Source organism: Vibrio sp. SNU_ST1, assembly GCF_030563405.1.
GTDB lineage: Bacteria > Pseudomonadota > Gammaproteobacteria > Enterobacterales > Vibrionaceae > Vibrio.
The window spans coordinates 782,752-807,410 of sequence record NZ_CP130748.1; the positions used below are offsets into that span (position 1 = coordinate 782,752).

General features: G+C 44.9%; 19 protein-coding genes, 1 tRNA gene and 1 pseudogene. 4 read left to right on the top strand and 17 right to left on the bottom strand.

All coding sequences use genetic code 11. From position 1 onward, the window contains the following. Window positions 1-69: 69 nt before the first annotated feature. The 3 genes from rluF to Q5H80_RS03545 all read right to left on the bottom strand — a co-directional run bounded on the left by rluF (window position 70) and on the right by Q5H80_RS03545 (window position 2,274). A complete protein-coding gene (gene rluF / locus Q5H80_RS03535; protein WP_304568807.1) occupies window positions 70-1,209 on the bottom strand; it encodes a 23S rRNA pseudouridine(2604) synthase RluF in 1,140 nt (379 codons plus the stop codon). Between the two features lie 177 nt (window positions 1,210-1,386). Beyond that, window positions 1,387-1,968 carry a DNA endonuclease SmrA gene (gene smrA, locus Q5H80_RS03540; protein ID WP_304568809.1) on the bottom strand — a complete coding sequence of 194 codons (582 nt, stop codon included), beginning with the start codon at window positions 1,966-1,968 and terminating at the stop codon, window positions 1,387-1,389. A 165-nt stretch (window positions 1,969-2,133) separates the two neighbouring features. Continuing rightward, window positions 2,134-2,274 (bottom strand): DUF3149 domain-containing protein, encoded by a 141-nt coding sequence (locus tag Q5H80_RS03545; RefSeq protein WP_004736246.1) that lies wholly within the window; start codon window positions 2,272-2,274, stop codon window positions 2,134-2,136. A gap of 255 nt (window positions 2,275-2,529) precedes the next feature. Here Q5H80_RS03545 and Q5H80_RS03550 point away from each other — a divergent pair. Further along, window positions 2,530-2,606, top strand: a tRNA-Pro gene (locus Q5H80_RS03550). Window positions 2,607-3,218: 612 nt separating this feature from the next. Here Q5H80_RS03550 and Q5H80_RS03555 read toward each other — a convergent pair. Then, on the bottom strand, window positions 3,219-3,641 hold the full coding sequence (locus Q5H80_RS03555) for a hypothetical protein (RefSeq protein WP_304568812.1): 423 nt from the start codon (window positions 3,639-3,641) through the stop codon (window positions 3,219-3,221). A 120-nt stretch (window positions 3,642-3,761) separates the two neighbouring features. After that, window positions 3,762-4,649 (bottom strand): TraB/GumN family protein, encoded by an 888-nt coding sequence (locus Q5H80_RS03560; protein ID WP_304568813.1) that lies wholly within the window; start codon window positions 4,647-4,649, stop codon window positions 3,762-3,764. Between the two features lie 404 nt (window positions 4,650-5,053). On the opposite strand from Q5H80_RS03560, the gene Q5H80_RS03565 reads away from it, so the two are divergent. Continuing rightward, entirely contained in the window at window positions 5,054-7,705 is a 2,652-nt protein-coding gene (locus Q5H80_RS03565; protein ID WP_304568814.1) for a beta-N-acetylhexosaminidase, read from the top strand. Window positions 7,706-8,241: 536 nt separating this feature from the next. Continuing rightward, on the top strand, window positions 8,242-8,955 hold the full coding sequence (locus Q5H80_RS03570) for an oligogalacturonate-specific porin KdgM family protein (protein WP_009848608.1): 714 nt from the start codon (window positions 8,242-8,244) through the stop codon (window positions 8,953-8,955). Between the two features lie 270 nt (window positions 8,956-9,225). Here Q5H80_RS03570 and Q5H80_RS03575 read toward each other — a convergent pair whose 3' ends face one another. Then, entirely contained in the window at window positions 9,226-9,666 is a 441-nt protein-coding gene (locus Q5H80_RS03575; protein WP_304568817.1) for a DUF411 domain-containing protein, read from the bottom strand. Beyond that, window positions 9,656-12,439 (bottom strand): copper-translocating P-type ATPase, encoded by a 2,784-nt coding sequence (locus tag Q5H80_RS03580; protein ID WP_304568818.1) that lies wholly within the window; start codon window positions 12,437-12,439, stop codon window positions 9,656-9,658. The genes Q5H80_RS03575 and Q5H80_RS03580 overlap by 11 nt, the downstream gene beginning before the upstream one ends. A gap of 318 nt (window positions 12,440-12,757) precedes the next feature. Here Q5H80_RS03580 and gltX point away from each other — a divergent pair, with 318 nt between their 5' ends. Then, a complete protein-coding gene (gene gltX, locus Q5H80_RS03585) occupies window positions 12,758-14,185 on the top strand; it encodes a glutamate--tRNA ligase (protein WP_009848605.1) in 1,428 nt (475 codons plus the stop codon). 86 nt (window positions 14,186-14,271) lie between these two features. Here the strand turns inward: gltX and Q5H80_RS03590 are convergent, their stop codons facing one another. The 10 genes and pseudogenes from Q5H80_RS03590 to Q5H80_RS21115 all read right to left on the bottom strand — a co-directional run. Beyond that, the gene (locus Q5H80_RS03590; protein WP_304568820.1) at window positions 14,272-15,495 is read right to left on the bottom strand and encodes a beta-ketoacyl-ACP synthase; all 1,224 of its coding nucleotides are present in this window, start codon (window positions 15,493-15,495) and stop codon (window positions 14,272-14,274) included. Continuing rightward, window positions 15,492-16,217, bottom strand: coding sequence for a 3-ketoacyl-ACP reductase FabG2 (locus Q5H80_RS03595; RefSeq protein WP_304568821.1), 726 nt, complete (start codon window positions 16,215-16,217; stop codon window positions 15,492-15,494). The genes Q5H80_RS03590 and Q5H80_RS03595 overlap by 4 nt, the downstream gene beginning before the upstream one ends. Then, a complete protein-coding gene (locus Q5H80_RS03600; protein ID WP_304568822.1) occupies window positions 16,214-16,678 on the bottom strand; it encodes a hotdog family protein in 465 nt (154 codons plus the stop codon). Before Q5H80_RS03600 ends, Q5H80_RS03595 begins: the two co-directional genes overlap by 4 nt. Next, on the bottom strand, window positions 16,671-17,870 hold the full coding sequence (locus tag Q5H80_RS03605) for a beta-ketoacyl-[acyl-carrier-protein] synthase family protein (protein WP_304568823.1): 1,200 nt from the start codon (window positions 17,868-17,870) through the stop codon (window positions 16,671-16,673). The genes Q5H80_RS03600 and Q5H80_RS03605 overlap by 8 nt, the downstream gene beginning before the upstream one ends. A gap of 5 nt (window positions 17,871-17,875) precedes the next feature. Further along, the gene (locus Q5H80_RS03610; protein WP_304568825.1) at window positions 17,876-18,499 is read right to left on the bottom strand and encodes a DUF3261 domain-containing protein; all 624 of its coding nucleotides are present in this window, start codon (window positions 18,497-18,499) and stop codon (window positions 17,876-17,878) included. Next, complete coding sequence (locus Q5H80_RS03615) at window positions 18,496-20,868, bottom strand: MMPL family transporter (protein WP_304568826.1); 2,373 nt, start codon at window positions 20,866-20,868, stop codon at window positions 18,496-18,498. Before Q5H80_RS03615 ends, Q5H80_RS03610 begins: the two co-directional genes overlap by 4 nt. Further along, on the bottom strand, window positions 20,840-21,526 hold the full coding sequence (locus tag Q5H80_RS03620; protein WP_304568828.1) for an outer membrane lipoprotein carrier protein LolA: 687 nt from the start codon (window positions 21,524-21,526) through the stop codon (window positions 20,840-20,842). The genes Q5H80_RS03615 and Q5H80_RS03620 overlap by 29 nt, the downstream gene beginning before the upstream one ends. Then, entirely contained in the window at window positions 21,513-22,055 is a 543-nt protein-coding gene (locus Q5H80_RS03625; RefSeq protein WP_304568830.1) for a thioesterase family protein, read from the bottom strand. Before Q5H80_RS03625 ends, Q5H80_RS03620 begins: the two co-directional genes overlap by 14 nt. A gap of 56 nt (window positions 22,056-22,111) precedes the next feature. Continuing rightward, the gene (gene hutH, locus Q5H80_RS03630; protein ID WP_304568831.1) at window positions 22,112-23,659 is read right to left on the bottom strand and encodes a histidine ammonia-lyase; all 1,548 of its coding nucleotides are present in this window, start codon (window positions 23,657-23,659) and stop codon (window positions 22,112-22,114) included. Further along, window positions 23,637-24,605: pseudogene (locus Q5H80_RS21115) on the bottom strand (glycosyltransferase family 2 protein); the annotation flags it as partial. The gene hutH and the pseudogene Q5H80_RS21115, both read right to left, overlap by 23 nt. Window positions 24,606-24,659 lie beyond the last annotated feature (54 nt).

Below are 24,659 nucleotides of genomic sequence, written 5' to 3' on the forward strand. Positions count from 1 at the left end.
AATAAAAAGCCCGCTAGACTAATCTAGCGGGCGTTTCTTTATAGGCAGTCCCGTTTGAAAGGATTCTGACTACTTCTTCAAACCTAAAGTACCACTAACACGTTTCGGTGCAGGTTTGTTCGGTCTGTTTGAATCTTGACTACGGTTTGTCGGTTTACCGCTTCTACGTTCGTTATTGTCGCGATCTGTGCGATTGCGATCCGAACGGTTTTTATCTGAATTAGAACGCTCTGAACGAGAGTTTGATTTCCAGTTCTCGGTATTGCCACCGCCACCGCTTTCACCGTTTGATGAGTTACGGCCACGCTTTGAGTTAGGCGCATGACGGAATTCATCCGCATTGTTACCGCGGTAAGTGCGAGTGCGGTTCTCGTTTTGATTACGGCGCGCAGTTGAAGTTTGGTTCTCTTCACGGCTATCAAAGAGTTTCGCGTCGGTCGCTTTACGAATGCGTTGACCTTTCGCGTTCATTTTTGACGCATCTTCAGTACTTACTGAGCCTTCACACATCGCCAAGATTTCAGTGATCTCTTCGTCGCTCAGGTAGCGCCATTTTCCGTTAGGAATGCCGTCTAATGAGATGTTCATAATACGAACTCGGCGAAGCTTAAATACTTCATATCCGAGAGCTTCACACATACGGCGAATCTGACGGTTAAGGCCTTGCGTTAATGTGATGCGAAACGAGAACTTGGTCTCTTTCTCTACCTTACATGGCAAGGTAACAGTATCGAGAATATGAACGCCAGCGCCCATTTGCTTCAAGAACTCAGTCGTAATCGGCTTATCTACACGTACCACGTATTCTTTCTCGTGGTTGTTACCTGCACGTAGGATTTTGTTTACGATGTCGCCATCGTTGGTCAAGAAGATAAGACCATCAGAAGGCTTATCTAGACGACCAATAGGGAATATACGCTTGTGGTGACCTATAAAGTCGACGATGTTGCCTGGAATATCACGCTCAGTAGTACAGGTGATACCTGTTGGTTTATTAAGAGCAATGTAAATAGGCTTCTCTTTTGAGCGAACAGGTTTATTGTCGATCTCAACATCATCACCTGGCAAGACTTTAGTACCCATTTCAGGGATCTTGCCATTAATAGTAACTCGGCCTGCATCAATGAGTTTGTCGGCCTCACGGCGTGAGCAAAAACCAGTTTCACTGATGTATTTATTAAGGCGTTTAGCTTGGGATTCTTGTGACATGATATTCTCTTAGCGTTTCACAACGGAAATATAGATAAACAAAAAGCAACCTCTGAATAGTTGCTTTGAGTTGGAATTCGTTAACTGAGGACAATTTTAGCACTTGGTGTGAGTCTAGGCACGAAATATCGCTCTTGATGCAAGACCGCTATCGGCTTACTTATCTATCTCAACTTATCAACTGCTGCGCTTTTGGTGGCGCTCTCTGTTCTCTAGCTTTTTGTCATTACTCTTTCTGAGCATGACATAGACAGCGCCTGTACCACCGTGAAATTGCTGAGAAGAATGAACACATTGAACATCGTTAATTTGTGTTAGCCAATTTGCCACGTAGCTTTTCATCATTGCTGGTGGATTCGAACGCTCACCTTTACCATGGACAATGATAACGGTGCGAACATCCATTCTTAAACACTGACGCAAAAATGAGAGTACTTCGTTACGAGCGTCTTTCAGTGTTTTCCTGTGAAGGTCGAGTTTAGCTTGAATTGGATACTTGCCCAAGCGCAGCTTTTTGTATACGCCTTCTTGTACACCATCTTTCTTATAAGCAATGACATCGTCAGGTTTGATCATTGGAGAGTAGTCTAATGATAAGTAGTCTTTCTCGTCGTCAGACAGCCACATAGCGGCTTCACGCTTGGCAAGGTGAGATTCTGTCACTCGGTGTACTTTTTGGTGTTCGGCGGTGTCATGGTCGATACGTTTAACATCGCCCATCATTTCTTGGAATAGATCTAAGTCGTCATCATGAGACATAGTGTGTATCTCAAGTTGGAGAAGGATAGGGTAAGTATACCTAAGTTGAAGCTGGGTTTAAAAATGAAAAAACCGGAGAAGACAATAAGTCAGATCCGGTGCAAAGCGTTTATACCTACTTAAAGAAAATGATACTTACAAGTAGGTAATTTAGGCTGAGCGATTCTAGTGAGGAGATTTTTCAGTCATAACTTTGTAGATGAAGAAGCCTCCATAGAACATCATGAGACCTAGAGCCCCGAAGATTACTATCATTGAAGATAGTCCCACCGCATTACCAAATAGGAGTTCTAGCCAAAAGTCCATGTGTATACCTCAAAGTTATATGACACGAGTTAGTGTATTAATTGGTGTTATCAATTCACTGATCTGGATCAATCCTGTTGCATAAGTTAAATACTTGTTGGCAACTGTGTGTTTTTCGTCACATTAGCATTTTACCTGTACGTCTTTTGTTCGAACGATTCGGTATTGTAAAAAAGAGAGCAAAAAGCCCTTGCGGATAAATTCAGAATCCGTATTATACGCTTCATCGACAGGCAATCAGCCTGTTAGATATCTCGGTGAATAGCGCAGCTTGGTAGCGCATCTGGTTTGGGACCAGAGGGTCGGGGGTTCGAATCCCTCTTCACCGACCACATTAAGAAAGCCTGCTCAATGAGCAGGCTTTCGTCGTTTTAGAATATAGGAAATGGGATTAGAGCCAAAGTGGGGTTCGCCTGATATTCAAAACAAGCTCTTCACTGACCACATTAAGAAAGCCTGCTCAATGAGCAGGCTTTTGTCGTTTTAGATCATATGAAATAGGACCAGAACCAAAGTGGGGTTCGCCTGATGTTCAAAATAAGCTCTTCACTGGCCACATTGAGAAAGCTTGCTCAACGAGCAGGCTTTCGCCGTTTTAGATCATAGGAAATAGGATCAGAACCAAAGTGGGGTTCGCCTGATGTTCAAAACAAGCTCTTCACTGACCACATTAAGAAAACTTGCTCATTGAGCAGGCTTTTGTCGTTTCAGATCATAGGAAATAGGATTAGAGCCAAAGTGGGGTTCGCCTTATATTCAAAGCTTTTCACTGCCACATTGAAGAAAGCCGTAGCACTCTCGTAATAGAGGGGGCTACGGCTTTTTTGCGTTCTGGTATATGTGCCATTCCCTAGAGCGACGAAGGAGCGAGTCGGGAATCTCTTGTTATTTTATCACCTAGCTTAGGGACAAGGATTGATTCTATAAGCCAACCGAAAATCTGTTTACTTCACATCACATGTGATGTTCCTGATTGGCGTCTCTGAGGTAACAAAGCAAACATACGCTTCAACAGGGTTATTTGGACCAATTCGAATATAACCGGCTTTTACTTCATCTTTGTTAAACGTCACCGAGTGAGAGTTACCCGTTTGGCCATCGTAAAAGCTCGCTTCAAATTTGCTATTCATTTGGCTCGCGATACGGTTGCGTGTCGTCGATGTAATGAACGTAATATTGGCGCAGCGCATCGGTGGCTTCTCAGTAATCAGAAGCTGGCCGCTTTCTTTATCGAACACACCGCCTTTTGTATCCGGTTGAATGTCTATCGCCTGAAACTGTTCGATGGTACAAGTTTCTTTAGCCGTCGCTACCGTAGGCATGAGGATCGCAAGGGCTAAAGGTAAAGCAAAGAGTACTAGTTTCATGTGAACAACACCGAATATAAAAGAGCGAAAGATAATAACACCGTTATGGTGCGATTAAGTGTAATGATTCAGTTATTAGGTAATGGTTATATTATGAGGAGGTCATGGTATCGAACTTAGTTAGTTGTCGTCACTAGCCTCAAACTGACAATGAGCCTGTTGGCTTTGTGATTGTTGAGTGACATTGAAACCTTTCTCTTCTAACAACTGCAATAAGTTACCTTCTCCTATTAGGTGCAAGGCACCAACCACAATTAAGTAGCTCTCTTTCGAGTCAAGTTTCCAATCATTGGCGGATAGTTTGTTTGCCCAGTCTATGTTTCGATCGGCTAAGAATGCTTTCTCAAGTTCAGGCGACATCTCAGACAGTTCTGCGAAGGCTTCCAGCTTCGCTAAATCACCCGCTTTCCAGCTTTCAATTAGGCAATGAACCACATGACCAGTTTGGTCAAATTCCTCAAGGCTACTGACTAACCATTCCTTACCGTCATCCTTTTGTTTTGTCATCAGGTCTATTTGGAATTGTAGTGGTTCTAAACTGATAACCGGAACATCTTGGATAGTCGCTTTGTAAGCTAGCGTCGCATCAACACCGCCGGCGGAGCCATAACCAAGGTTTTTTAACTGCTGCATCTGTATAGAAAGAGAGGTTGCCCAAGGCGGTGAGTTAAGCAGTTGTTGTGTTGGCATACCCAATGATTTTGAGATGTCGGTTAATAATTGCAGCTGTTCTTCATTGAGCACATCGGCTGTAGTGAGTTTGTTGTGAGGATACACAACGCCATCAGACTTTCTTATATCCGTTTCAATGACTAAGCCATCACTGTTTTTTAGCGCGTCGGTGATCGCTGAAGGAAGTGGGTACATACTTTCATCCCCAACGTGCACGGAACCTAAGATGGTGAGGGTCAGATCATCCTTTTTGGCTTTCCAATAAAGAGGTTCGGCCGCAGCTTGTTTAGCTGAAAATGCGAGAACGAATAAAGTTACGTACCAAAATGTGCGCAATGAAAGCTCCTATTAAAAGACATGAACTCGTTAAAATTGATTTTGACGTTGTATTTTAACGGTTTTTTTTTAGAACGATGTCACGTTGTTTGTACGAAAAGTATAACAAGACGAACAGACTCTCAAACCTTTCTCTCTATCAGCGACATGATTTTATGAAATTCATTAAAAAGATTGTGATTCATTTCTCAAATTTTACGTCAAAATAAAAATGACGGAAGTGCCGTAGATTGTAACTTTATGATTTTAATATAATTAATTTTATCAGTGTTTTTGAGATTTGAAGCCGATCACTTTATTAACCTGATTTAATTCACGGCAAAAAATAAGCCCATATAGTTTATCTAACTTTCGAAGCGCTCCACTTTGCTTCTGACTCAATTTTAAATTTATGGGTGAATACGATGTTGAAGAGAAACTTACTATCTGTAGCGGTACTGGCTGGACTGACAGGTTGTGCAGTAACACAAGCACCAGAGCAAAAAGTAGTTGATGCACTGGCTGATAATCTTGATGTGCAGTACGAAATTCTAACTAACCATGGTGCGAATGAAGGCTTGGCTTGTCAGGACCTAGGTGCTGAATGGGCGTCATGTAACAAAGTAAACATGACGCTAACTAATGACGGCGAAGCGATTGATTCAAAAGATTGGAGCATCTATTTCCACAGTATTCGTCTTATTCTAGATGTTGATAATGAGCAATTTAAGATCACTCGTGTCACTGGTGACCTTCACAAGCTAGAACCTACTGAAAAATTTGACGGCTTTGCGGCTGGTGAAGAAGTGGTTCTTCCGTTAACGAGTGAATACTGGCAACTGTTTGAAACTGACTTTATGCCAGGTGCATTCGTAACGGCGCCAAACGCAGAACCTAAGATGATTGCATCATTGAATACGGAAGATGTCGCGTCGTTCGTAACCGGTTTGGAAGGAAACAACCTTAAGCGTACACCTGATGACAACAACGTAATGGCGACTGCTGTTACGCGTTTCGAAAAGAATGCGGATCTAGCAACGCAAGACGTATCAACCACTTTACTACCAACGCCAATGTCGGTAGAAGCGGGTGAAGGTTCAGTGAATATTGCTGGTGGTATTGCCTTACCTAAAGAGGCATTCGATGCTGAGCAGTTCGTAGCAATTGAAGAACGTGCAGATGTGGTAAACGTAGATGTGAGTGGCGACCTACCTGTTAGTGTTGCCGTTGTTCCTACTCTGTTTACGGGTGATTTAGCGAAATCTGGCGCTTATGAACTAAGAATCTCGAAAGAGGGGATTGCGATTAAAGCGTTTGATAAAACAGGTGCTTTCTACGCAGTTCAGTCTATTTTTGGCCTAATAGACAGCCAGAACGCTGAATCATTACCACAACTGTCGATCAAAGATGCACCGCGCTTTGATTACCGCGGTGTGATGGTGGATGTTGCTCGAAACTTCCACTCAAAAGATGCCATCTTAGCAACGCTGGACCAAATGGCGGCATACAAGATGAATAAACTGCACCTTCACTTAACAGATGATGAAGGCTGGCGTTTGGAAATCCCAGGTTTACCAGAGCTAACGGATGTAGGGTCTAATCGTTGTTTTGATTTGGATGAGCAAAGCTGTTTACTGCCTCAGCTAGGTTCAGGTCCAACAACAGACAACTTTGGCTCTGGTTTCTTTAGTAAAGCGGATTACGTCGAGATCTTAAGCTACGCAAAAGCGCGCAGCATCGAAGTAATTCCAGAAATTGATATGCCAGCACACGCTCGTTCTGCTGTGGTATCAATGGAAGCGCGTTACACTCGCCTAATGGCGGAAGGTAAAGAGGCTGAAGCAAGTGAATATCGCTTGATGGATCCACAAGATACATCGAACGTAACCACGGTTCAGTTCTACGATAAGCAAAGCTTCATTAATCCATGTATGGAATCTTCTACTCACTTTGTCGATAAAGTGATCTCTGAAGTGGCGGCAATGCACCAAGAAGCGGGCGTTCCACTAACGACTTGGCACTTCGGCGGCGATGAAGCGAAAAACATCAAGTTAGGCGCTGGCTTACAAGATATTAATGCAGAAGATAAAGTCGCTTGGAAAGGCAACATCGATTTGTCTAAACAAGATAAGCCATTCCAACAGTCTCCACAGTGTCAGTCTTTGATCGCTGATGGCACAGTAAGCGACTTCGGCCACCTGCCAAGTCACTTTGCAGAGCAGGTGTCTAAGATTGTTGCTGACAAAGGCATTCCTCATTTCCAAGCATGGCAAGATGGCCTGAAATACAGCGAAGGTGAGAAAGCATTTGCAACAGAAAGCACTCGAGTGAACTTCTGGGATGTTCTTTACTGGGGCGGTACTTCATCAGTATACGATTGGTCTGCGAAAGGGTATGACGTGATTGTCTCTAACCCGGACTACGTATACATGGATATGCCATACGAAGTTGACGCAGCAGAGCGCGGTTACTACTGGGCAACGCGTGCAACCGATACTCGTAAGATGTTTGGCTTCGCACCAGAAAACATGCCACAAAACGCAGAAACATCTCTAGATCGTGACGGCAATGGCTTCTCTGGCAAAGGCGAAATTGAAGCGAAACCTTTCTACGGTTTGTCTGCACAGCTTTGGTCTGAAACAGTACGTACTGACGAGCAATATGAATACATGGTGTTCCCTCGTGTACTTGCAGCAGCTGAGCGTGCATGGCACCGAGCAGATTGGGAAAACGACTACAAAGTGGGTGTTGAATATTCTCAAGATACTGACTTGGTGAATAAGCAGGCTCTAAACAGCGACTTTAATCGCTTCGCGAATATTGTAGGTCAACGTGAGTTGGCTAAGCTTGAGAAAGCAGGTATTGATTACCGACTACCAGTACCGGGCGCTCAGGTTGTTGATGGCAAGCTAGCGATGAACGTTCAATTCCCAGGTGTAGAGCTTCAGTACTCTGCTGATGGCGAAAACTGGTTAACGTACGATGAGCAACAACGTCCATCGGTTTCAGGCGAAATTTACATCCGCTCTATCTCTGAAAGTGGCGAGAAAGTAAGTCGAGTAACATCGGTTAAATAATCGATAAGCAACATTAATAGATGAGCTCCCTAGCTATTATCTTACTCAGATAAAAGTGGGAGCTTTTTTTTCGTTCAAACTAAGTTCGGTACATTTCTTAAACTGAAACATATAGAAATAGCCTTTGTTTATAACGTCAACAATGCACATAAGGTGAGCTTCATCGCAAAAGTGACGCACTTCTCATTCTTCTCTTCAAAAAATAAGTTGGTCATAAAAAACTATAAATCAGGTGTGATTGAAACAACTGAATCTAATTTTATGCCGTGAAATAACGTGATCGTGATCCGTTTTGATTATTGGGTTTCCTTTTTTATCTATTTTTATGTTTTTAAGTTATTGATTTATTTAATTTAAATAACTTTCCTTTTTTTGATGGTGAGAGAGATCACTCTGTTTGCCCTTTTATTTTGAAACGTAAATTAATTCGAGCAAGATAGATTTCATGCCAGGGAGGCTACCAATTACTCAAGCGGCGAAGGTGAATGATATACCGAAGATATGTCGCTGAAAAATTTAAACTAAGGCAGTTTACTATGAAAAAAATTATCGCTCTAAGTGCACTTTCTCTTGCTTTCGCTTCTAGTGCTTTCGCTGGTTCTTCTTACGTTACAGGTAATATCCAATTTCACGACGATGGCCGTATCCACGGTTCTGATATGACTTCGACTCTAGAAGCTGGCCACACGTTTGACAACTCTCTAGGCGGCTTAACTGTTTACACTGAGTTTGATGGCATCCAACTTGGCGACCTTGAAGGTCTAACTGCTGCTGAAACTGGTGGCGACGCAACAACTGGTCAAGCAAATGCATTCATCACTGTTGGTGGTGAGCAAGCTTTCAATATCACTGACAACCTATGGGTTGCAGCGGGTTACCAACATGTCTTCTCTGCTGGCGAGAGCATTCAGTTCCGTCCACTGGTTAAAATTGGCTACAACTTCGATAACGGTATCTCTATTAGTAACCGTACTCGTGCACACATCGATGACACTTCTGCTGATGCTGACACAGATTACCGTATGGATAACCGCATTGCTTACTCTGTAAACGAAGACCTAGCGCTTAGCTACAACAACGTATACATGATTGATGCTGAAGCAATGGACCACGAGCTTCGTGCAACATGGACTCGTCAAGGTGTTCAACCTTACTTCGAGTTCCGCAGCCAAGCTAACGGTGTAGATTTCGCAAACGGTGCATCTAAGACAAACAACGCATTCGTATTCGGTGCATCTTACGGCTTCTAAGCTGATTCACTTGGCTGTTTAATCGATTAGATTATTATCCAAGTGAGTTTCTTCGCTAATTAGCTTATTTGTTAAATAGAGTTTTTTTGTTAAATAGAGTTTTCGCTAACTAGCGACGAAAACATAGCGGTACTAACAGCCCGGTTGGTGCCGCGACAAGATTTGCTTTACTGTCCAAAAGCAAAGAGCCTAGCATTAAGCAAACCACGGTCTTGGGTTTGCTTAATGCTAGGCTCTATTTTTATTGCTGTTCGTAGGTCTGTTTACGCTCTATTTTCCGTTGTAATGACGGTATTCAAACACCTGGCCTTTATCGTTAAACGCATACACAGAATATTCGTCTTTCTTATCGCCATACTCCATGCCCGGAGAGCCCATTGGCATGCCTGGAACCGCCAAGCCAATCGCATTGCGTGGTGGGTTCTCTAAAAAGGCTTTCACGTCCTCTGCAGGAATGTGCCCTTCAAATACGTAACCGTCGATCTCTGCCGTATGGCAAGAAGCCAGTTCTGGCGTTACTCCTAACTTCTGCTTGATCGGGTTCATGTCATCGTGGAGTTTCTCTGTTACATTAAATCCGGCGTCTTGCATATGCTCTGTCCATTCAGTGCAGCAGCCGCAGTATGGGGATTTATGGTTTAAAACATCAGTAGCGAGAGCTTGCCCTGAAATTGCAGCGAGTGCTGTAAGAGTCATAATTTTACGAATCATGGTGAACCTCATGAATATGGTTTTTGTTGATATTGGAATGAGTGGGTTTGAACAGTCTTAGCCTGTTGGCATTGCTTACAACCGTAATCGAAGACATCGCCATCGCAGCTCCTGCAACCACCGGGCTAAGCAGAAACCCGAAAAATGGGTAGAGCACACCTGCCGCAATAGGGATGCCTAGCGAATTATAGATGAAGGCGCCAAATAAATTCTGTTTCATGTTTCTCACGGTAGCTTGGGATAGCTCGATCGCATTACTCACCGAGAGTGGCGACGAGTTGAGCAGTGTCATTTGCGCACTTTCGATCGCGACGTCACTGCCACTGCCCATTGCTATTCCTATATCCGCTTGAGCAAGAGCCGGTGCGTCGTTAATGCCGTCTCCGACCATGGCAACACTCTTATATTGCTGTTGCAGCTGAATAATCTGTTGCGCTTTCTGCTCTGGCAGTACTTCTGAAATTACTTCGTCGATACCGACGCTTTTACCTATTGCTTGAGCTACAGAGTCGTTGTCGCCCGTTAATAGCACTGTATGAATTCCGGCGGATTTTAGTTGAGCTATCGCTTGTTTGCTATCTATTTTTAATGCGTCTGAAATGCCAAATATGCCTTCCAGCTTTTGATCGATTACAACGAAGATGGGGGTCCATGCTTGTGTACGACAAAACTCGATAAAGTCCGCGCCAATTTCAGTTTCAATACCGAGTTGAGAGAGGTACTTAAGTGAGCCCACTTGAACTTTCCTGCCGTTAATTGTTGCTTGTACTCCAAGCCCTCGTTGGTTTTCGAACTCGCTATGGGGTAGCGCTGAAACTTGTAAGCTCTCTGCATATTGGCAAACGGCTTTAGCTAATGGGTGTTCTGACCCTACCTCTACCGAATAGGCGTAAGCTAGCAGTTCTTGCTCTGATAAATCGCTATAAAACGCCTGCTGAACGGTTGGCTTACCTTGAGTTAGGGTGCCTGTTTTATCAAACACGACAGCATCAATTTTGCTTGCGGATTGCAACACATCGGCATCCTTGATCAGAACGCCAAATTCTGCAGCCTTGCCAACGCCGACAGTAATAGAGAGCGGTGTCGCTAAGCCCAAAGCGCATGGGCAGGCGATAATTAGCACTGTTGTTGATACCACGAGCATGTAACTTGCACTAGGTTGTGGTCCAACAAAAAACCAAACTAAGGCAGCAATGGCTGCGATTGCGACCACTACTGGAACGAAAACGGCAGAGATAGAGTCGGCAAGCTTCGCAATCGCAGGCTTGCTGCTTTGTGCTTGGCGAACCATCTGGATGATTCGAGCCAGCATGGTGCTTGAGCCTATGCCGGTCGCTTCAATGATCAGGCTGCCATCACCATTAATGGTACCTGCTGAAACGCCATCATTAATCGATTTAACGTTGGGAAGCGGTTCGCCAGTCAGCATCGATTCATCGATATAAGATTCGCCAGATACCACGACACCATCGACAGGGACTTTTTCTCCCGGTCTCACTCGTACTTGCATACCGACTTGAATAGCTTCTACGGCGATGGTTTGTTCTTTACCATCGACGATAACTACCGCTTTTTGAGGCTGTAAGTCAATCAGCGCCTGTAAAGACTTAGTGGTACGCGCTTTGGCTTTGGCTTCAATGTAGTGCCCTAAAGAAATTAAGCCAACGATCATTGCACTTGCTTCAAAATAGACATGACGCGATGGTTCTGGAAACCATGATGGAATAAGCACAACCAGCATTGAATAGAACCATGCCGCGCCAGTGCCTAAAGCAACTAACGTATCCATGGTCGCACGCTTGTGCATCAGTGATTGCCAAGCGTTAGTAAAGAAGCTGCGTCCCGAGGTCGCAAGCAGTATCAAACAGACGACTCCGACCAATCCCCAAGCCAATTGGTCATTAAATGTAGCAATGGTCATGCTGCCACCGAACAGACCCCATGCCATCAACGGAGCACCGATAAACAGCGCGCTTACTGAATTCTTTAGGAAAGCTTTTTGGGTACGAAGTTGTTGTTCTTGCTGTTTTTGTTGTTGAGTCGCCGCGTCGTCAACGAACTCGGCACCATAACCTGCGGTTTTTACCGATTCTATGAGAGCGCTTTCGATTGCGTCACGTGCTTCAGACGTGAAGACTAAGGCTGTCTGTTCAGCGAGGTTGATCTGAGCTTGGTCGACGAACTCATTCTTTTTCAGCGCTTTCTCTACCGAAGAAACACAACTCGCACACGTCATTCCCTCGAGAACAAGGTGATAGGTATATTGGCTAGCTACAGGTTTAGCTTGTGTCGGTTCCACTGGCGCTGTTTTTTTATCGTCTTCTGAATCTAAATTCGATAAAGGCTCACTAATTTCAGAGTAAGGAGTCGCGTGATAACCCACACTTTCGATCAACTCAATAAGCGCGGGTTCTGAAAGCAGAGTAACCACCGATAATTCATGTTTGCTGACTTCTAGGTTTGAGGTTTGCTCGGTCTGCTCAAGCGCTTGAGTCAGCTTGTTCACGCACTTACCGCAACTAAGCCCTGATAATGAAAGGTGCAGCGAATTACCCATGGAATAACCAAGGGTTGCTAACTGTTCATTGAGCTCAACATAACTAGAAGGAGTTGAAATATCGATGTACGTCGGCGATATGTCGTTGATCTTCGTATTATCGAGACCATCAAACAGTGTGTGGACTTTCTTCGCACATCCCATGCAATTTAGGCCGTTGAGCGCAGTTGTGTAATGGTTCATATCGATACTCCAATTCTCATCTACGCCTAACATAAACCTTCCCGTAAGGGTAAGGTCAAACATAAGTTCAAGAATTTGATATTTGTTGGGTTATTAAATCGCGGAATGGATGAGGCGTATCGCAAGCGTGACGAGAATTCGTGCATTCAGGGAATATCACATGTGCTTCAGCTGTTGGTTTTCTGCTTCTTCGATAGCTTTCGTACAAGATCAGCACATTAATCATTCACTACTGATTGTAGATTTAAGCGGTGGTGATAAAATAGCGCCCAAAATTTAGTGATATTTTTCTGTTGCAGGCTTTGTAATGGTAATCACGAAAAGAATCACCTACATAATCAAGGTATTTAAATGACGGTTAAAACTCGTTTTGCTCCTAGCCCAACTGGCTATCTTCACGTTGGTGGTGCACGTACTGCACTTTACTCTTGGCTATTCGCTAAGAACCAAGGTGGTGAATTCGTTCTACGTATCGAAGACACGGACCTTGAGCGTAACTCTCAAGAAGCGGTTGATGCAATTCTAGAAGGCATGCAATGGATGGGTATGGAATGGGATGAAGGCCCTTACTACCAATCTAAGCGTTTTGACCGTTACAACGAAATGGTTGATAAGCTACTTGCTGAAGACAAAGCATTTAAATGCTACGCGTCTAAAGAACTGCTTGATGAGATTCGTGCAGAGCAAGAAGAAAACAAAGAAATGGCTCGTTACGATGCGAACCACCCTAAAATTGTTGCAGCAAACGAAGCAGCAAAAGAAGGTGATGCATGCGTTATCCGTTTCCGTAATCCTAAAGAAGGCAGTGTAGTCTTTGATGACCAAATCCGTGGTCGCATTGAAATCTCTAACAGCCAACTTGATGACCTAATCATTCGTCGTACAGACGGTGCACCAACATACAACTTCGTGGTTGTTGTGGATGATTGGGACATGGGTATTACACACGTTGTTCGTGGTGAAGACCACATCAACAACACACCTCGTCAAATCAACATCTATGAAGCACTAGGCGCGCCAGTTCCAACTTTCGCTCACTGTGCAATGATTCTTGGTGATGACGGTGCGAAACTTTCTAAGCGTCACGGTGCTGTTTCTGTAATGCAATACCGCGACGAAGGTTACCTACCCAATGCACTAAACAACTACCTAGTTCGTTTAGGCTGGTCTCACGGTGACCAAGAGATCTTCTCTCAAGAAGAGATGATTGAATTCTTCAGCCTGAACGCTATCAGCAAGTCTGCTTCAGCATTCAACACTGATAAGCTGCTTTGGTTGAACAACCACTACATCAAGACTTCTGAGCCTGAGTACGTTGCTAAATACCTGCAATGGCACCTAGACGCACAAAAGATCGATACAACAAACGGCCCAGCTATCACTGAAGTGATCACACTAGTTGGTGAGCGTTGTAATACGCTTATCGAACTTGCTGAGCAGTCTCGTTACTTCTACGAAGATTTCTCTGAGTTTGAAGCTGGCGCAGCGAAGAAGCACTTACGTGGTGTTGCTAAAGGCCCACTAGAGCTTGCTCTTGCTAAGGTTGAAGCGCTTGAAGATTTCACTACTGCAAACATCAAAGATGGTGTGATTGCAGCAGTATGTGAAGAGCTAGAGGTCGGCATGGGTAAAATCGGCATGCCACTTCGCGTAGCAGTAACAGGTGGCGGCCAGTCTCCTTCTGTTGATGCAGTGATGGAGCTTGTTGGTAAAGAGCGCGTAATCGCTCGCATCAAGATGGCTCTTGAATTCATCGCTGAGCGTGAAGCTAACGCTTAATTGAGCGAGTGCTAGATTGAAAAAAGGGTCAGTAACTTGGTTACTGACCCTTTTTATTTGTCTTGAATTCTGGCTAAGAAATAAACTTAAATCTTTTTGAAGATGATTGAGGTGTTAATTCCGCCAAAGGCAAAGTTATTACTCATTACATACTCAACATTTAACTCGCGTCCAGAACCTGTGATGTAATCGAGCTTGCCGCAGCGTTCATCGACGTTTTGAAGATTTAAGGTAGGATTGAACCAGCCTGAATGCATCATCTCTAGGCTTAACCAAGCTTCAATAGCACCACATGCGCCAAGCGTATGACCAAAGTAGCTTTTCAATGAACTGATCGGCACTTCACCGAAAATATTTGCTGTCGCATTACTTTCTGCAATATCACCTTTATCTGTTGCCGTTCCATGCGCCGAAACATAACCAATTTTTTCAGCAGAAATTTGTGCATCTTTAAGAGCTTTTTCCATACAAATTTGCATGGTTTCCATCTGAGGCTGGGTCACATGGGCTGCATCACAATTGCTGGCAAAACCGATGATTTCTGCGTAGATCTTTGCACCACGAGCAACCGCATGTTCATACTCTTCAAGAACAAGCGTGCCAGCACCTTCACCGATAACCAGGCCATCGCGTTCGCTGTCGTAAGGGCTAGGGGATTTTTTGGGCGTATCGTTTTTTAGACTGGTAGCAAAAAGGGTATCGAAAACGGCAGACTCGGTTGGGCATAGCTCTTCACCACCTCCGGCAACCATCACAGTTTGATAACCATGTTTGATTGCTTCATAGGCGTAACCAATCGCTTGGCTACCTGAAGTACAAGCGCTGCTAGTAGGGATGACTCGGCCTTTTAATCCAAAAAATAATCCTACGTTAACCGCTGCGGTGTGAGGCATCATTTTTACATAAGTCGTTGCTGTTAGGCCGCGAGTAGATTTTTCATGAAGCATAACGCTAAAGTCACTAACCGCATCGGTACTGCCAGTCGATGATCCGTAAGCAATGCCAGTCTCACCATTCACTAATACATCATGGCCGATCAAACCTGCTTGTTCTAATGCGTTCTCAGTGGCTAAGGTGGCGAGCTTTGATACACGACCCATGCTGCGAATTTGTTTACGCTTATAGTGAGCGGGAAGTTCAAAGTCATTAATAGGCGCGGCAAGCTTGGTATTTAAACCGTCATACTGTTCATAGCTTGGCATGTATTGGGTAGCATTTTCACAAGCGCGGAGTTTTGGTTCTATCTGTTGCCAGTCATTACCAAAAGCGGTGACACCTGACATACCTGTTACAACAACTCGACGGATCATACTAAGCCTCCGTTTACTGAAATCACTTGGCGAGTTACATAGCCCGCAATATCAGACATGAGGTAACTCACTAGACCTGCTACTTCTTCTGGCTCGCCCATACGGCGTAGTGGTACTTGAGGAAGCGCATGATCTTTTACGTGCTCATCAACCATCCCGGTATCGATTAAACCAGGAGCGACACAGTTTACAGTGATCTTACGTTTTGCGAGTTCTAGAGCAAGGGACTTAGTTGCGCCGATCACGCCTGCTTTTGCTGCTGCATAGTTGGTTTGGCCACGGTTGCCCATGATGCCGGACACAGAAGCCAGAGTAACGATTCGACCGCCTTTACGTTTTTGAACCATTGGCATAACGCACGGGTGCAGTACATTGTAGAAGCTGTCGAGGTTGGTATGGATAACGCCATCCCACTCTTCTTCGGTCATGGCTGGAAATGCCGTATCACGAGTGATACCTGCATTATTTACCACACCATAGTAAGCACCATATGCCGCAATATCCGATTCAAGCGTTTCGCGGCACTCGTTGCGATTGCTGATATCAAATTGGATAAGACGTCCCACGCCACCCTGTTCAGTGATCGACTTCAGGGTATTTTCTGCGCCTTGCTTGTCACCCATGTAATGAACGGCGATTTCAAATCCGTCTTTCGCGAGTTGGATAGCGATCGCTTTACCAATGCCTTTGCTGGCACCTGTAACTAAAACCTGACGGGTCATGATGGGCTCCTAGTTTTCATTTCTTGTAATGTTTGTTCGGTTGGTACATAGACGTTCAGTTGGCATTGAGCCACCAGCTCGCCTTGGTCTTCGACTCTGGCCGTAAATACTGCCATGCCGCTGTCCACCATCACTTGTTCAGCGTAGATATCAAGGGTTTGACCTTGAGTAAACTGATCACAGAGAGATTTGTAGCGACGAGATCCCAGTAAGAAACCGATTGGAGGCGTAGTGTCGTTTTTAAGCGCATGATACCCGGACCATGCAGCAACCGACTGTGCCATAAATTCGATACCAACATAAGCAGGTACGGTTTTAGATTCGGCGTTAAAGAACAGATTATGTGGTCCAATATCGACCTGACAGTGAATCGACAATGCCTCAACGTTGATAGCTCGATCGATCAATATCATCGGATCATCGTGTGGGAGAAGTTGGTCTACAGAAGGGATATCAGTCATTTATTACACCAAAAATCAGGCTAATGTTGTTGCCACCAAAAGCGAACGAGTTGCTTAAGATATTCTTTACTTTAAGTTTCTGGGCACAGTCTACCAAATCAATCTCAATATCTTCAGCTTTATCCTGACATTTTTGTAAGGGTAGCGGTAAGTCATGTTTTAAAATATGCCACGCAATTGCTGCCTCTATCGCACTTGCCGCTCCAAGAGTATGTCCGGTCAGAGGTTTGGTTGAGCTGACGGGAACCTTGTTTGCAAAAATACGATGAATGGCTTTGCTTTCCATCGAGTCATTGAGTGGGGTTGCGGTGCCATGGGCATTGATATAACCGATGTCTTCTGCTCGTAACTTTGCCGAATATAACGCCTTTCTCATTGCTTGCTCTGCACCGTTCCCTTCAGGATGGGGTGCGGAAATATGGTGTGCGTCGGAGCTGTCGCCACAGCCTAATAGAGCGATATTCGAAGTACTTTGAATTGTATTGATAGCCGCTGGTCTTGCCTTGCTAAGCAACATAAATGCCGCTGCTTCTCCGATGTTGATGCCATCACGAGAGGCGCTAAAGGGCTTACAATGTGTGGTTGATAGGGCTTCAAGACCATGAAAGCCATTGAGCGTCAGCTTACACAGGGTATCGACACCTCCAACCAACACAGCATCTGCCATTCCAGAATCTAACAAGCGCTGGGCAGTAAGAAATACACGCCCACTTGATGAGCAGGCGGTCGATATCGCGTAGCTTGGCCCGGTTAGTGAGCAGTGTTGGCTGACAAACTCAGATACATTGTTAAGCTCTTGTTTTGAATAGTGGAAATCGTCTGGGAAAGAGCCATGATCAAGCTTGTGTTTAAACGCCATTTCACCATCAGAAATGCCTGAGGTACTTGTACCAATAACCACCGCAATTCTATCTGCACCAAATTGTGATTTTGCTTGCGCAATAGAATCTTTGATTTGATTAAGAGCCGATAGCGCCAGTTGATTGTTACGAGTGGCGTATTGAGCCTGATTTGATGGAATTTCTGGTAAATCGCCTGCGACCTTACCAACGACCGTTGGCTTACCATCGTTTAGCATATCGTGCACTTCAACCATATTGGAGTCGCATTCATTGCTGAGGCTGCCATGAATGTCAGCAATGCTTGAGCCTAATGCGGAGTGGAAACCACAGTCTTGGATATAAATAGGCATGATGTTTAGCTCTTACTTGGGTTATCGACAATCGTTGAGTTCAACGTTTGTATAGTGATGGTGTAGCCTTGAATCAAATGCTTGAAAACAATATTGCCCGTGGTTTTGTGTGTTCCGGGCTCTGCTTGGTAATCAATTTTAATGATTGGCTGTTGGTTTTCATCAAATACGGTGCGGCTGTTTTCTGTATCGACCAAGTACCAACCGATGCCTTGTAAAGGTTGAGCCCATGCTTCAGTCGGCCATAGGGTCAACATTAAATTAAATAATACCTGTTCAGGCTGAGGTAAAGTTGCGCCAAGCCCTGATAAAACCTGCGTATCAATCACTTGATTTTGATATTGCAGCGACAGGATACGAGTTCCCCAAGAAGAAAAACCAGCCAAAACTACTTTATTTGCTGTGACTTCGACTTGAACAGGAAGTTGCTGCGTAACATCTTGCCATGTTGCGCTGATCAGCTGGCTCGCCGTAAATGAGTATCCCAGTTCAGCTGGCAGCGGCAAGGCTAGATCGGTGTCATTGTCGATAGACACACTTGCGCCCGACGGCGGTTGATAAACCATTGAACAGGCATTGAGCAGGAAGCTAAATACGACAGCGAGCACTATCTTGATTGTCTTGTTCATCTAAATACCTCGCGAGGTTTGTTCTTTTCTGTGGCTTGTTCGTTGTTGATTGCGAGTGGAGAAAGCAGCCATGCAACAAAGATCCCTGTCAGAACAGTAACACCGAAGCTATGAATGGCATGAGTCTGACTCAGCGACAGTAAACCAAATGAAAGCAACGTTGTAAGACCAGATAGAGTAATCGCTAACAAGGTGCTCAGCGATTTCTTCTGCTCAGCAAAGAACAGGGTATAGTCGATACCAATCCCTAAAATCAGAATCAGTCCAAGTAAATTAAACAGGTTCAGCGTAGAGCCTAAAATACCAGTGACCGCTAACCCTGCCACTCCGGCAATCAACGATGGCAACAGCATTAACAGGCTTTGCTTCACGCCGTAGCGCCAACCTAAAACCATCCCGATAGCGGCCAATGCTATCAATAGTAGCTCGGTAATTTTGACTCTGTATTCTGCAAAGAGAGTGGAGATTTCGTCTGCTTTATTGAGATATTTGACATCTTGTTGTTGAGCAAAGCTTGATTCGAGCCATTGAGAGAACAGTTCTGAGTTTGTGACGTCTTTAATCAAAATGACCGACGCGGCTTGTCCGTCTATAGGTTTTAACCAAAGTGGTCGAACAGGCTCTGATACGGGGGACTTCAAAAAACCAGATACTGTAATTGCCTCGAACTTCGGCAACTCTGGAAAAGTAGGCCAGCCAAGAGTACTTTGTAAAATATGGCTTTGTTGGCTATAAAGTTGTTTAACCAATTGATAGTTATCATGTTGTTCTTGTTTACTTAACAAGTGCTGATTGATGCTGCGATATCCGGAGATACCTTGACTATCGACCAAAGAATCTAAACTTGTGGTGATTTCTGCCAATTTTGTGAGTAGCTTTTGGTTGCTCTTGGCTGTCACTAGCAGCATGTTCTGACCACTGCCTAACCCTGAGATCTTAGTAATGGCTTGCTCTTGTTGTTTGAGTTGATCAGGCATTGCCTGAAGTTGTCGAATATCATCGTCGTAACGAACCTGGCTGATTGATGCCAAACTCACGATTATGACTCCGAGCGGTAAGCCAACTTTGAATTTAGGTTTGTTCCACAAATTTAGCCACGCATGCCATAGATTCGCTAACGGAAGTTCGCGTTGTTGGCTCGGCTTGAAGGCCAATACTGGATACCAACACACCACACTGGCATAAGCTGCAATAAGCCCAATCGACGAAAACAAAGCAAGTTGCTGTAGACCTGGGAAAGGTGCAACCAATAGACCTAGGTAGCCGATCAAGCTAGTGATAAGACCCAAGGTGATCGCAACCAGAATATGCTTCAGCCCTTTGTCACTTTGCCATTGACTGCCTGCAGCCAAACGATCGGTTAGGTAATGAAAAGAGTAATCAATGGATACGCCAATCAAACTCGTGCCGAATACCAAGCTGAACAGGTGAATTTTACCGAAGATAGCAACGGTGCTTGCGAGTGCGACTAGTAATCCTGTGCTGATAGAGAGTAAAGATAAGGCAAGCGGTAGCGCACTACGAAACGTCAGCCACACCAATAAAATCACACCAGCCAATGAGCCCAAGCCAATGGTACTGATTTCTGATTTCGCGCTTTCGGTACCGTAATTGGCGTAGAACACAACACCGGTATGCTGCACCTTGACGCCAAACTGTTTCTCAATCTCACGTTCTAGTGTATCAAGAGCCGGAAGTTGCTCTTGAATCGCCAAGCTATAAGGCGACCCTGCCAGCGTAGCCGTGACCAAAGTATAGGATTGCTCATTAGATTGAGCGGTGAGGTATCCCTCTTTCAGAGCAAAGTTACTTGATTGAACGCTAACAGCACTGATGTAGTCGCGAAATAACAAGAATGGGTCGAGAGATAGCTCTGCAGCCGTGACGCCTGAAAACGGGTTGTACAGCGACTGAATCACATACTGAGCGCGAGACTCTGGGGTATGGGTTAGTGTGTCCTTTTGTTGCTCTGTTAGCAGTTGAGCACGATGACGAAAATAGAAGTCACTCCATTGGCTTTGTGTGCTAGCGTTGATCTTCCCTTGAACGCGTTTGAAAAGTGTCGGCTCTCCTGAAAAGGATCTTTGGTTGAGCGAATTCTCAAAGGCTTTGGTTGCCGCCATAGTGTTCTTGCTATCAGAACCACTTAAGATAAACACCACTTGTTCACTCATTGAGCTGGATATCTGCTGAAATGCTTGCTCTACCATGGGATCTTGCTGGTTTTCAGGAAGCAATTTCATGATGTTGCTTTCGATAGGCACTGAAGAAGAAAAAGCGAACTGTTTAATCAATAGTCCGCTAAATAGCACCACGACAACCAGCCAGGCAAGGGCAAGGCTAGAGTTGGAATTGTTGCGCTTCGGCATCAGATAGTACTTCCGGTAAATGGCTTAACTGGCTAAATTCGATCACCGTGCTGTCTCCACGAATTTCTTTTAGCTCAATACGCTCAATATCATTTTGTCCTTGCAGAGAGATCGCTTCAAACACCGCATTCATTGGTGCACTTTTTGGCGTTAGGGTCAGTGTCCAAGATGTGTTCTTTATACTTTTGTCTGAGTTTTGCTTCGTTGTTGGCTCAAATGACAGTGAAAATTGTTCTTGGAGTTTTTGCGTATCACCGTGGAACACTGAAAGAAAAATATGGCTGAAATAAAACGCCATCGGATTTTCTTGGTCGGTAATTATTTTAGCGGGTTGATCGGCAAACCTTTGGCTCAGCTTGTTATCGGTGAGCACCAAGCTCACAGGGAAAGGTGTCGCTTGTGTCCAAAGCAAACCATTTGATTTGTCTAACAGGAAAGTACCTTGTGATGTTAAAGGTTGGGCGAACATTTCCATGTTGCGCGTTTGAGTGAACTCACCACGCACAATGCTATTTTCGCTTAACACGGTTTGCAGCTCTGAAATAGAGCCAACAGTAGCTGTACTTTCATTAGCAACAACAAAGCTACTTACCATCACAGAGGCAAGTCCCAGTAGGGCGATGCTGATTTTCTTATGTCCGTGTTTAAACAGGCTCATGTTTCACCTGCTGCCGTGTGTTCGATACTTGAGGGTCGGGTTGTAGCTCGGTTGATTGCTGGTTAGCTAGTCGATGCTTAGCAGATTGCGGTAAGCAACCAAACTGGTGCCAGTGTTCGATTTTATCGGTAAATACTTTTGGCGAAGCGAAGCACATCTCTTGTTCATCGATGGTTACCGCAACCTGCATAGTGTGAGCGCGTGTCATACGAGCACCTGTGTTGGCATCGTGAATCTCGTAGTCAACGCGCAGACGGTTTTCCCACTCGGTTAACTTAGCCGATACTTTGATCTGGTGATTGAAAGGTATCGCCTTAATGTATTTCACGCGTGTATCGATGATCGGCCACATGTAGCCCGAATCCTTCATCTCATGGTAGTTATACTCAATCTTATCCATCATGATACATCTTACTTCTTCAAAGAATCGGAAGTAGTTGCCGTGATAGATCACCCCCATAGGGTCGGCATCTTGGAATGAGGTGATAAGTGTCACCTCAGATTGTAATGGATGAAGGATTTTAGACATAAATCGCTCTCAACAATATTGCGTAAAGGGGTAGCTACTTTATGAGGCCAATGACTCTATGAGTAAAGTGACCAGTGCTGACTTTGAATACGATCAATGAAGTGGCGAAGGTCGCCTTCAAGTGGTCGATCTTCTACGATAAATTCAAACTCTTTCAGTACTTCGTCGCGAATGTGCTTTAGGTTTTCACTCATGTGATGTTCATCAAGCTCATTGTGGCGTTTACGAAGCTCCAGTGCTTGTGTGCCAGCCAGAAGTGATGCAGCGGCAACTTGCTCTGTCAGTTCAAGAACACGTAAACAGTCGCGAGCTGCAATGGTACCCATGCTGACTTTGTCTTGGTTGTGACACTCAGTTGAGCGAGAGAATACGCTTGCAGGCATCGTGTGTTTCAATGCTTCTGCTGTCCAAGCTGACACGCCGATTTGTACCGCTTTGAAACCGTGATTGATTGGCTTACGCTCGCCTTCAGCGCCCGTTAGGTTGAATGGCAGGCCGTTATTGAACTTGTAGTCCATCAACTGCGCCATTTGACGATCAAGCAGGTCAGCTAGGTTCGCTACTGCCGTTTTCAGGGTATCCATCGCCATTGCAATATGGCCACCGTAAAAGTGCCCGCCGTGTAGTACGCGCTCATTGTCGCCATCGATAATTGGGTTATCGTTAGCGCTGTTTAGCTCGTTCTCGATCATTTGGCGAAGCCAAGGCAGAGAGTCTTGAACCACACCGATAACATGAGGAGCACAACGCAGTGAGTAACGATCTTGTAGGCGATCACTGTTGCGTGGTGGGCGATCGGCTTGCAGGTCATCACGCAGCCATGCCGCAACTTGCTGCTGGCCTGGGTGTGGTTTAACAGCAAATAGCGCTTCATCGAAGTGGAAGTCGTTACCATGCATACCTACAGACACCATTGCCGTAATTTTTGTTGATAGCTGAGCTAGGTATTCCGCACGTTTGTAGGCGATACAAGCTAGCGCAGTCATTACAGAAGTACCATTCATTAAGGCCAAGCCTTCTTTTGGCTTGAGCTTGATAGGGTTAATACCTAGCTCTTTGTAGACATCACTGGTTGGGCGAACTTCACCTTTGTAGATAACATCACGCTCACCAATCAGTGCTGCGGCCAAATAAGAAAGAGGTGTTAGGTCGCCACTGGCACCAACCGATCCTTCTTGAGGAATACGTGGCGAAATATCTTGGTTAATCAGAGTGACGATCTGGTTGAGTAGATCGTGAGTCACACCAGATACTCCTTGCGACAATGAACAGAGACGCGTCGCTAATACGGCACGAGCTTGTTCATGAGACAGTATTTCGCCTAAACCACAGCCGTGAAAGCGCGTGAGGTGTAGAGGCAGTTCATCAACAAGGTTTGGTGGAATCGCAACGGTGCATGAATCGCCGTAGCCAGTTGTCACGCCATAGATCACGCCTTCTTCTTTCAATAGACGTTCTAAAAAAGCGACACCACGGTCGATCTTCGATGTGAACTCATCGCTTGAGTTCATCGAGGCTTGTGCGCCCTGTGAGATAGCGACAACATCTTCAATCGTGAGGCGTTCGGCACCAAAGGTGATGCTATTTGGATTTTTTTTCGTCATGGTGCTGGTTGCTCAATGTCCAAAAGTTAAAAAAGTTGTACCACTGAAGCGGTGCTTTCAGTGTGTAGTGCTGAAGTCGGTCTGCGTATTGTTGCACGACTTGTTGTAAAGATTGTTCGCGAGTCTTTCTTGGAAGCTCGATCTTGTCGCTAAAATGCTCAAAATAGACATTAAAATGTGGCTTGGCTTTTGAGTCATCCCTTAAGCCAAACAGTAAAAATACTGGTGTTTTTAGAACAGAGGCTAACATAAATGGCCCTTGAGGGAAGGGGGCTTCTTTACCCAAGAACTCTGCCCATACTGAGCGACCCTCTTTGCTGGTGGAGGTTCTATCGCCAACGATTACAACCCACTCACCCTGTTCCAGTTTCTGTTGTAACAAGATAGCGGTATCTGGTCCCATCGAAGTCACTTGAATCAGATTTAAATCAGACTGTGGGTTAACGGCTTTCATTACCGAATTAAAGCGCTCGGCGTGTTCCGTGAAGACCAGCGCATTAATTTTTATATGTGAGTGTCTACGGCCCAAAGCACGGCATAGCTCTATATTGCCAAGATGAGAACCAAGAATCAGTACACCTTGCTTATTTTCTACCATGCTCTCGAATTGCTCGTGGCCATGGACGGTCAAATTATCTACCGAAAAATCACCTTTCCATGCGGCTAATTTGTCGAGCATTGTGTGGCCAAACGAAAGCAGGTGATTATAACTGGTGAGTTCAGTCGGTAACTCAATATTCTGTTGTTCGGCGTATGCCTTAAGCTGAAATAGGTATTGTTCAGAGGCGTTTCGCGCGCGCTTGCCTGTCAAATGGTAGTAACGCATCACACCACGCAAAATTAGGTTGAAGACACTTCGGCCTAATAGGGAGTACACAGCTAACAATAGTTTGATGCCGAGTACTGTGCCGCGTTCTTGAGTGCGCGACCAGTGTGGTTGTTCAGTGCTATTTGGTGTCTGCTGCGCATGATAGCTTTCTGAAAATTGTGTCGAACTCGT

Coding starts and splice junctions, on each gene's coding strand:
- rluF (WP_304568807.1), bottom strand. CDS start 1,209: ATGTCACAAGAATCCCAAGCTAAACGCCTTAATAAATACATCAGTGAA.
- smrA (WP_304568809.1), bottom strand. CDS start 1,968: ATGTCTCATGATGACGACTTAGATCTATTCCAAGAAATGATGGGCGAT.
- Q5H80_RS03545 (WP_004736246.1), bottom strand. CDS start 2,274: ATGGACTTTTGGCTAGAACTCCTATTTGGTAATGCGGTGGGACTATCT.
- Q5H80_RS03555 (WP_304568812.1), bottom strand. CDS start 3,641: ATGAAACTAGTACTCTTTGCTTTACCTTTAGCCCTTGCGATCCTCATG.
- Q5H80_RS03565 (WP_304568814.1), top strand. CDS start 5,054: ATGTTGAAGAGAAACTTACTATCTGTAGCGGTACTGGCTGGACTGACA.
- Q5H80_RS03570 (WP_009848608.1), top strand. CDS start 8,242: ATGAAAAAAATTATCGCTCTAAGTGCACTTTCTCTTGCTTTCGCTTCT.
- Q5H80_RS03575 (WP_304568817.1), bottom strand. CDS start 9,666: ATGATTCGTAAAATTATGACTCTTACAGCACTCGCTGCAATTTCAGGG.
- Q5H80_RS03580 (WP_304568818.1), bottom strand. CDS start 12,439: ATGTTAGGCGTAGATGAGAATTGGAGTATCGATATGAACCATTACACA.
- gltX (WP_009848605.1), top strand. CDS start 12,758: ATGACGGTTAAAACTCGTTTTGCTCCTAGCCCAACTGGCTATCTTCAC.
- Q5H80_RS03590 (WP_304568820.1), bottom strand. CDS start 15,495: ATGATCCGTCGAGTTGTTGTAACAGGTATGTCAGGTGTCACCGCTTTT.
- Q5H80_RS03595 (WP_304568821.1), bottom strand. CDS start 16,217: ATGACCCGTCAGGTTTTAGTTACAGGTGCCAGCAAAGGCATTGGTAAA.
- Q5H80_RS03600 (WP_304568822.1), bottom strand. CDS start 16,678: ATGACTGATATCCCTTCTGTAGACCAACTTCTCCCACACGATGATCCG.
- Q5H80_RS03605 (WP_304568823.1), bottom strand. CDS start 17,870: ATGCCTATTTATATCCAAGACTGTGGTTTCCACTCCGCATTAGGCTCA.
- Q5H80_RS03610 (WP_304568825.1), bottom strand. CDS start 18,499: ATGAACAAGACAATCAAGATAGTGCTCGCTGTCGTATTTAGCTTCCTG.
- Q5H80_RS03615 (WP_304568826.1), bottom strand. CDS start 20,868: ATGCCGAAGCGCAACAATTCCAACTCTAGCCTTGCCCTTGCCTGGCTG.
- Q5H80_RS03620 (WP_304568828.1), bottom strand. CDS start 21,526: ATGAGCCTGTTTAAACACGGACATAAGAAAATCAGCATCGCCCTACTG.
- Q5H80_RS03625 (WP_304568830.1), bottom strand. CDS start 22,055: ATGTCTAAAATCCTTCATCCATTACAATCTGAGGTGACACTTATCACC.
- hutH (WP_304568831.1), bottom strand. CDS start 23,659: ATGACGAAAAAAAATCCAAATAGCATCACCTTTGGTGCCGAACGCCTC.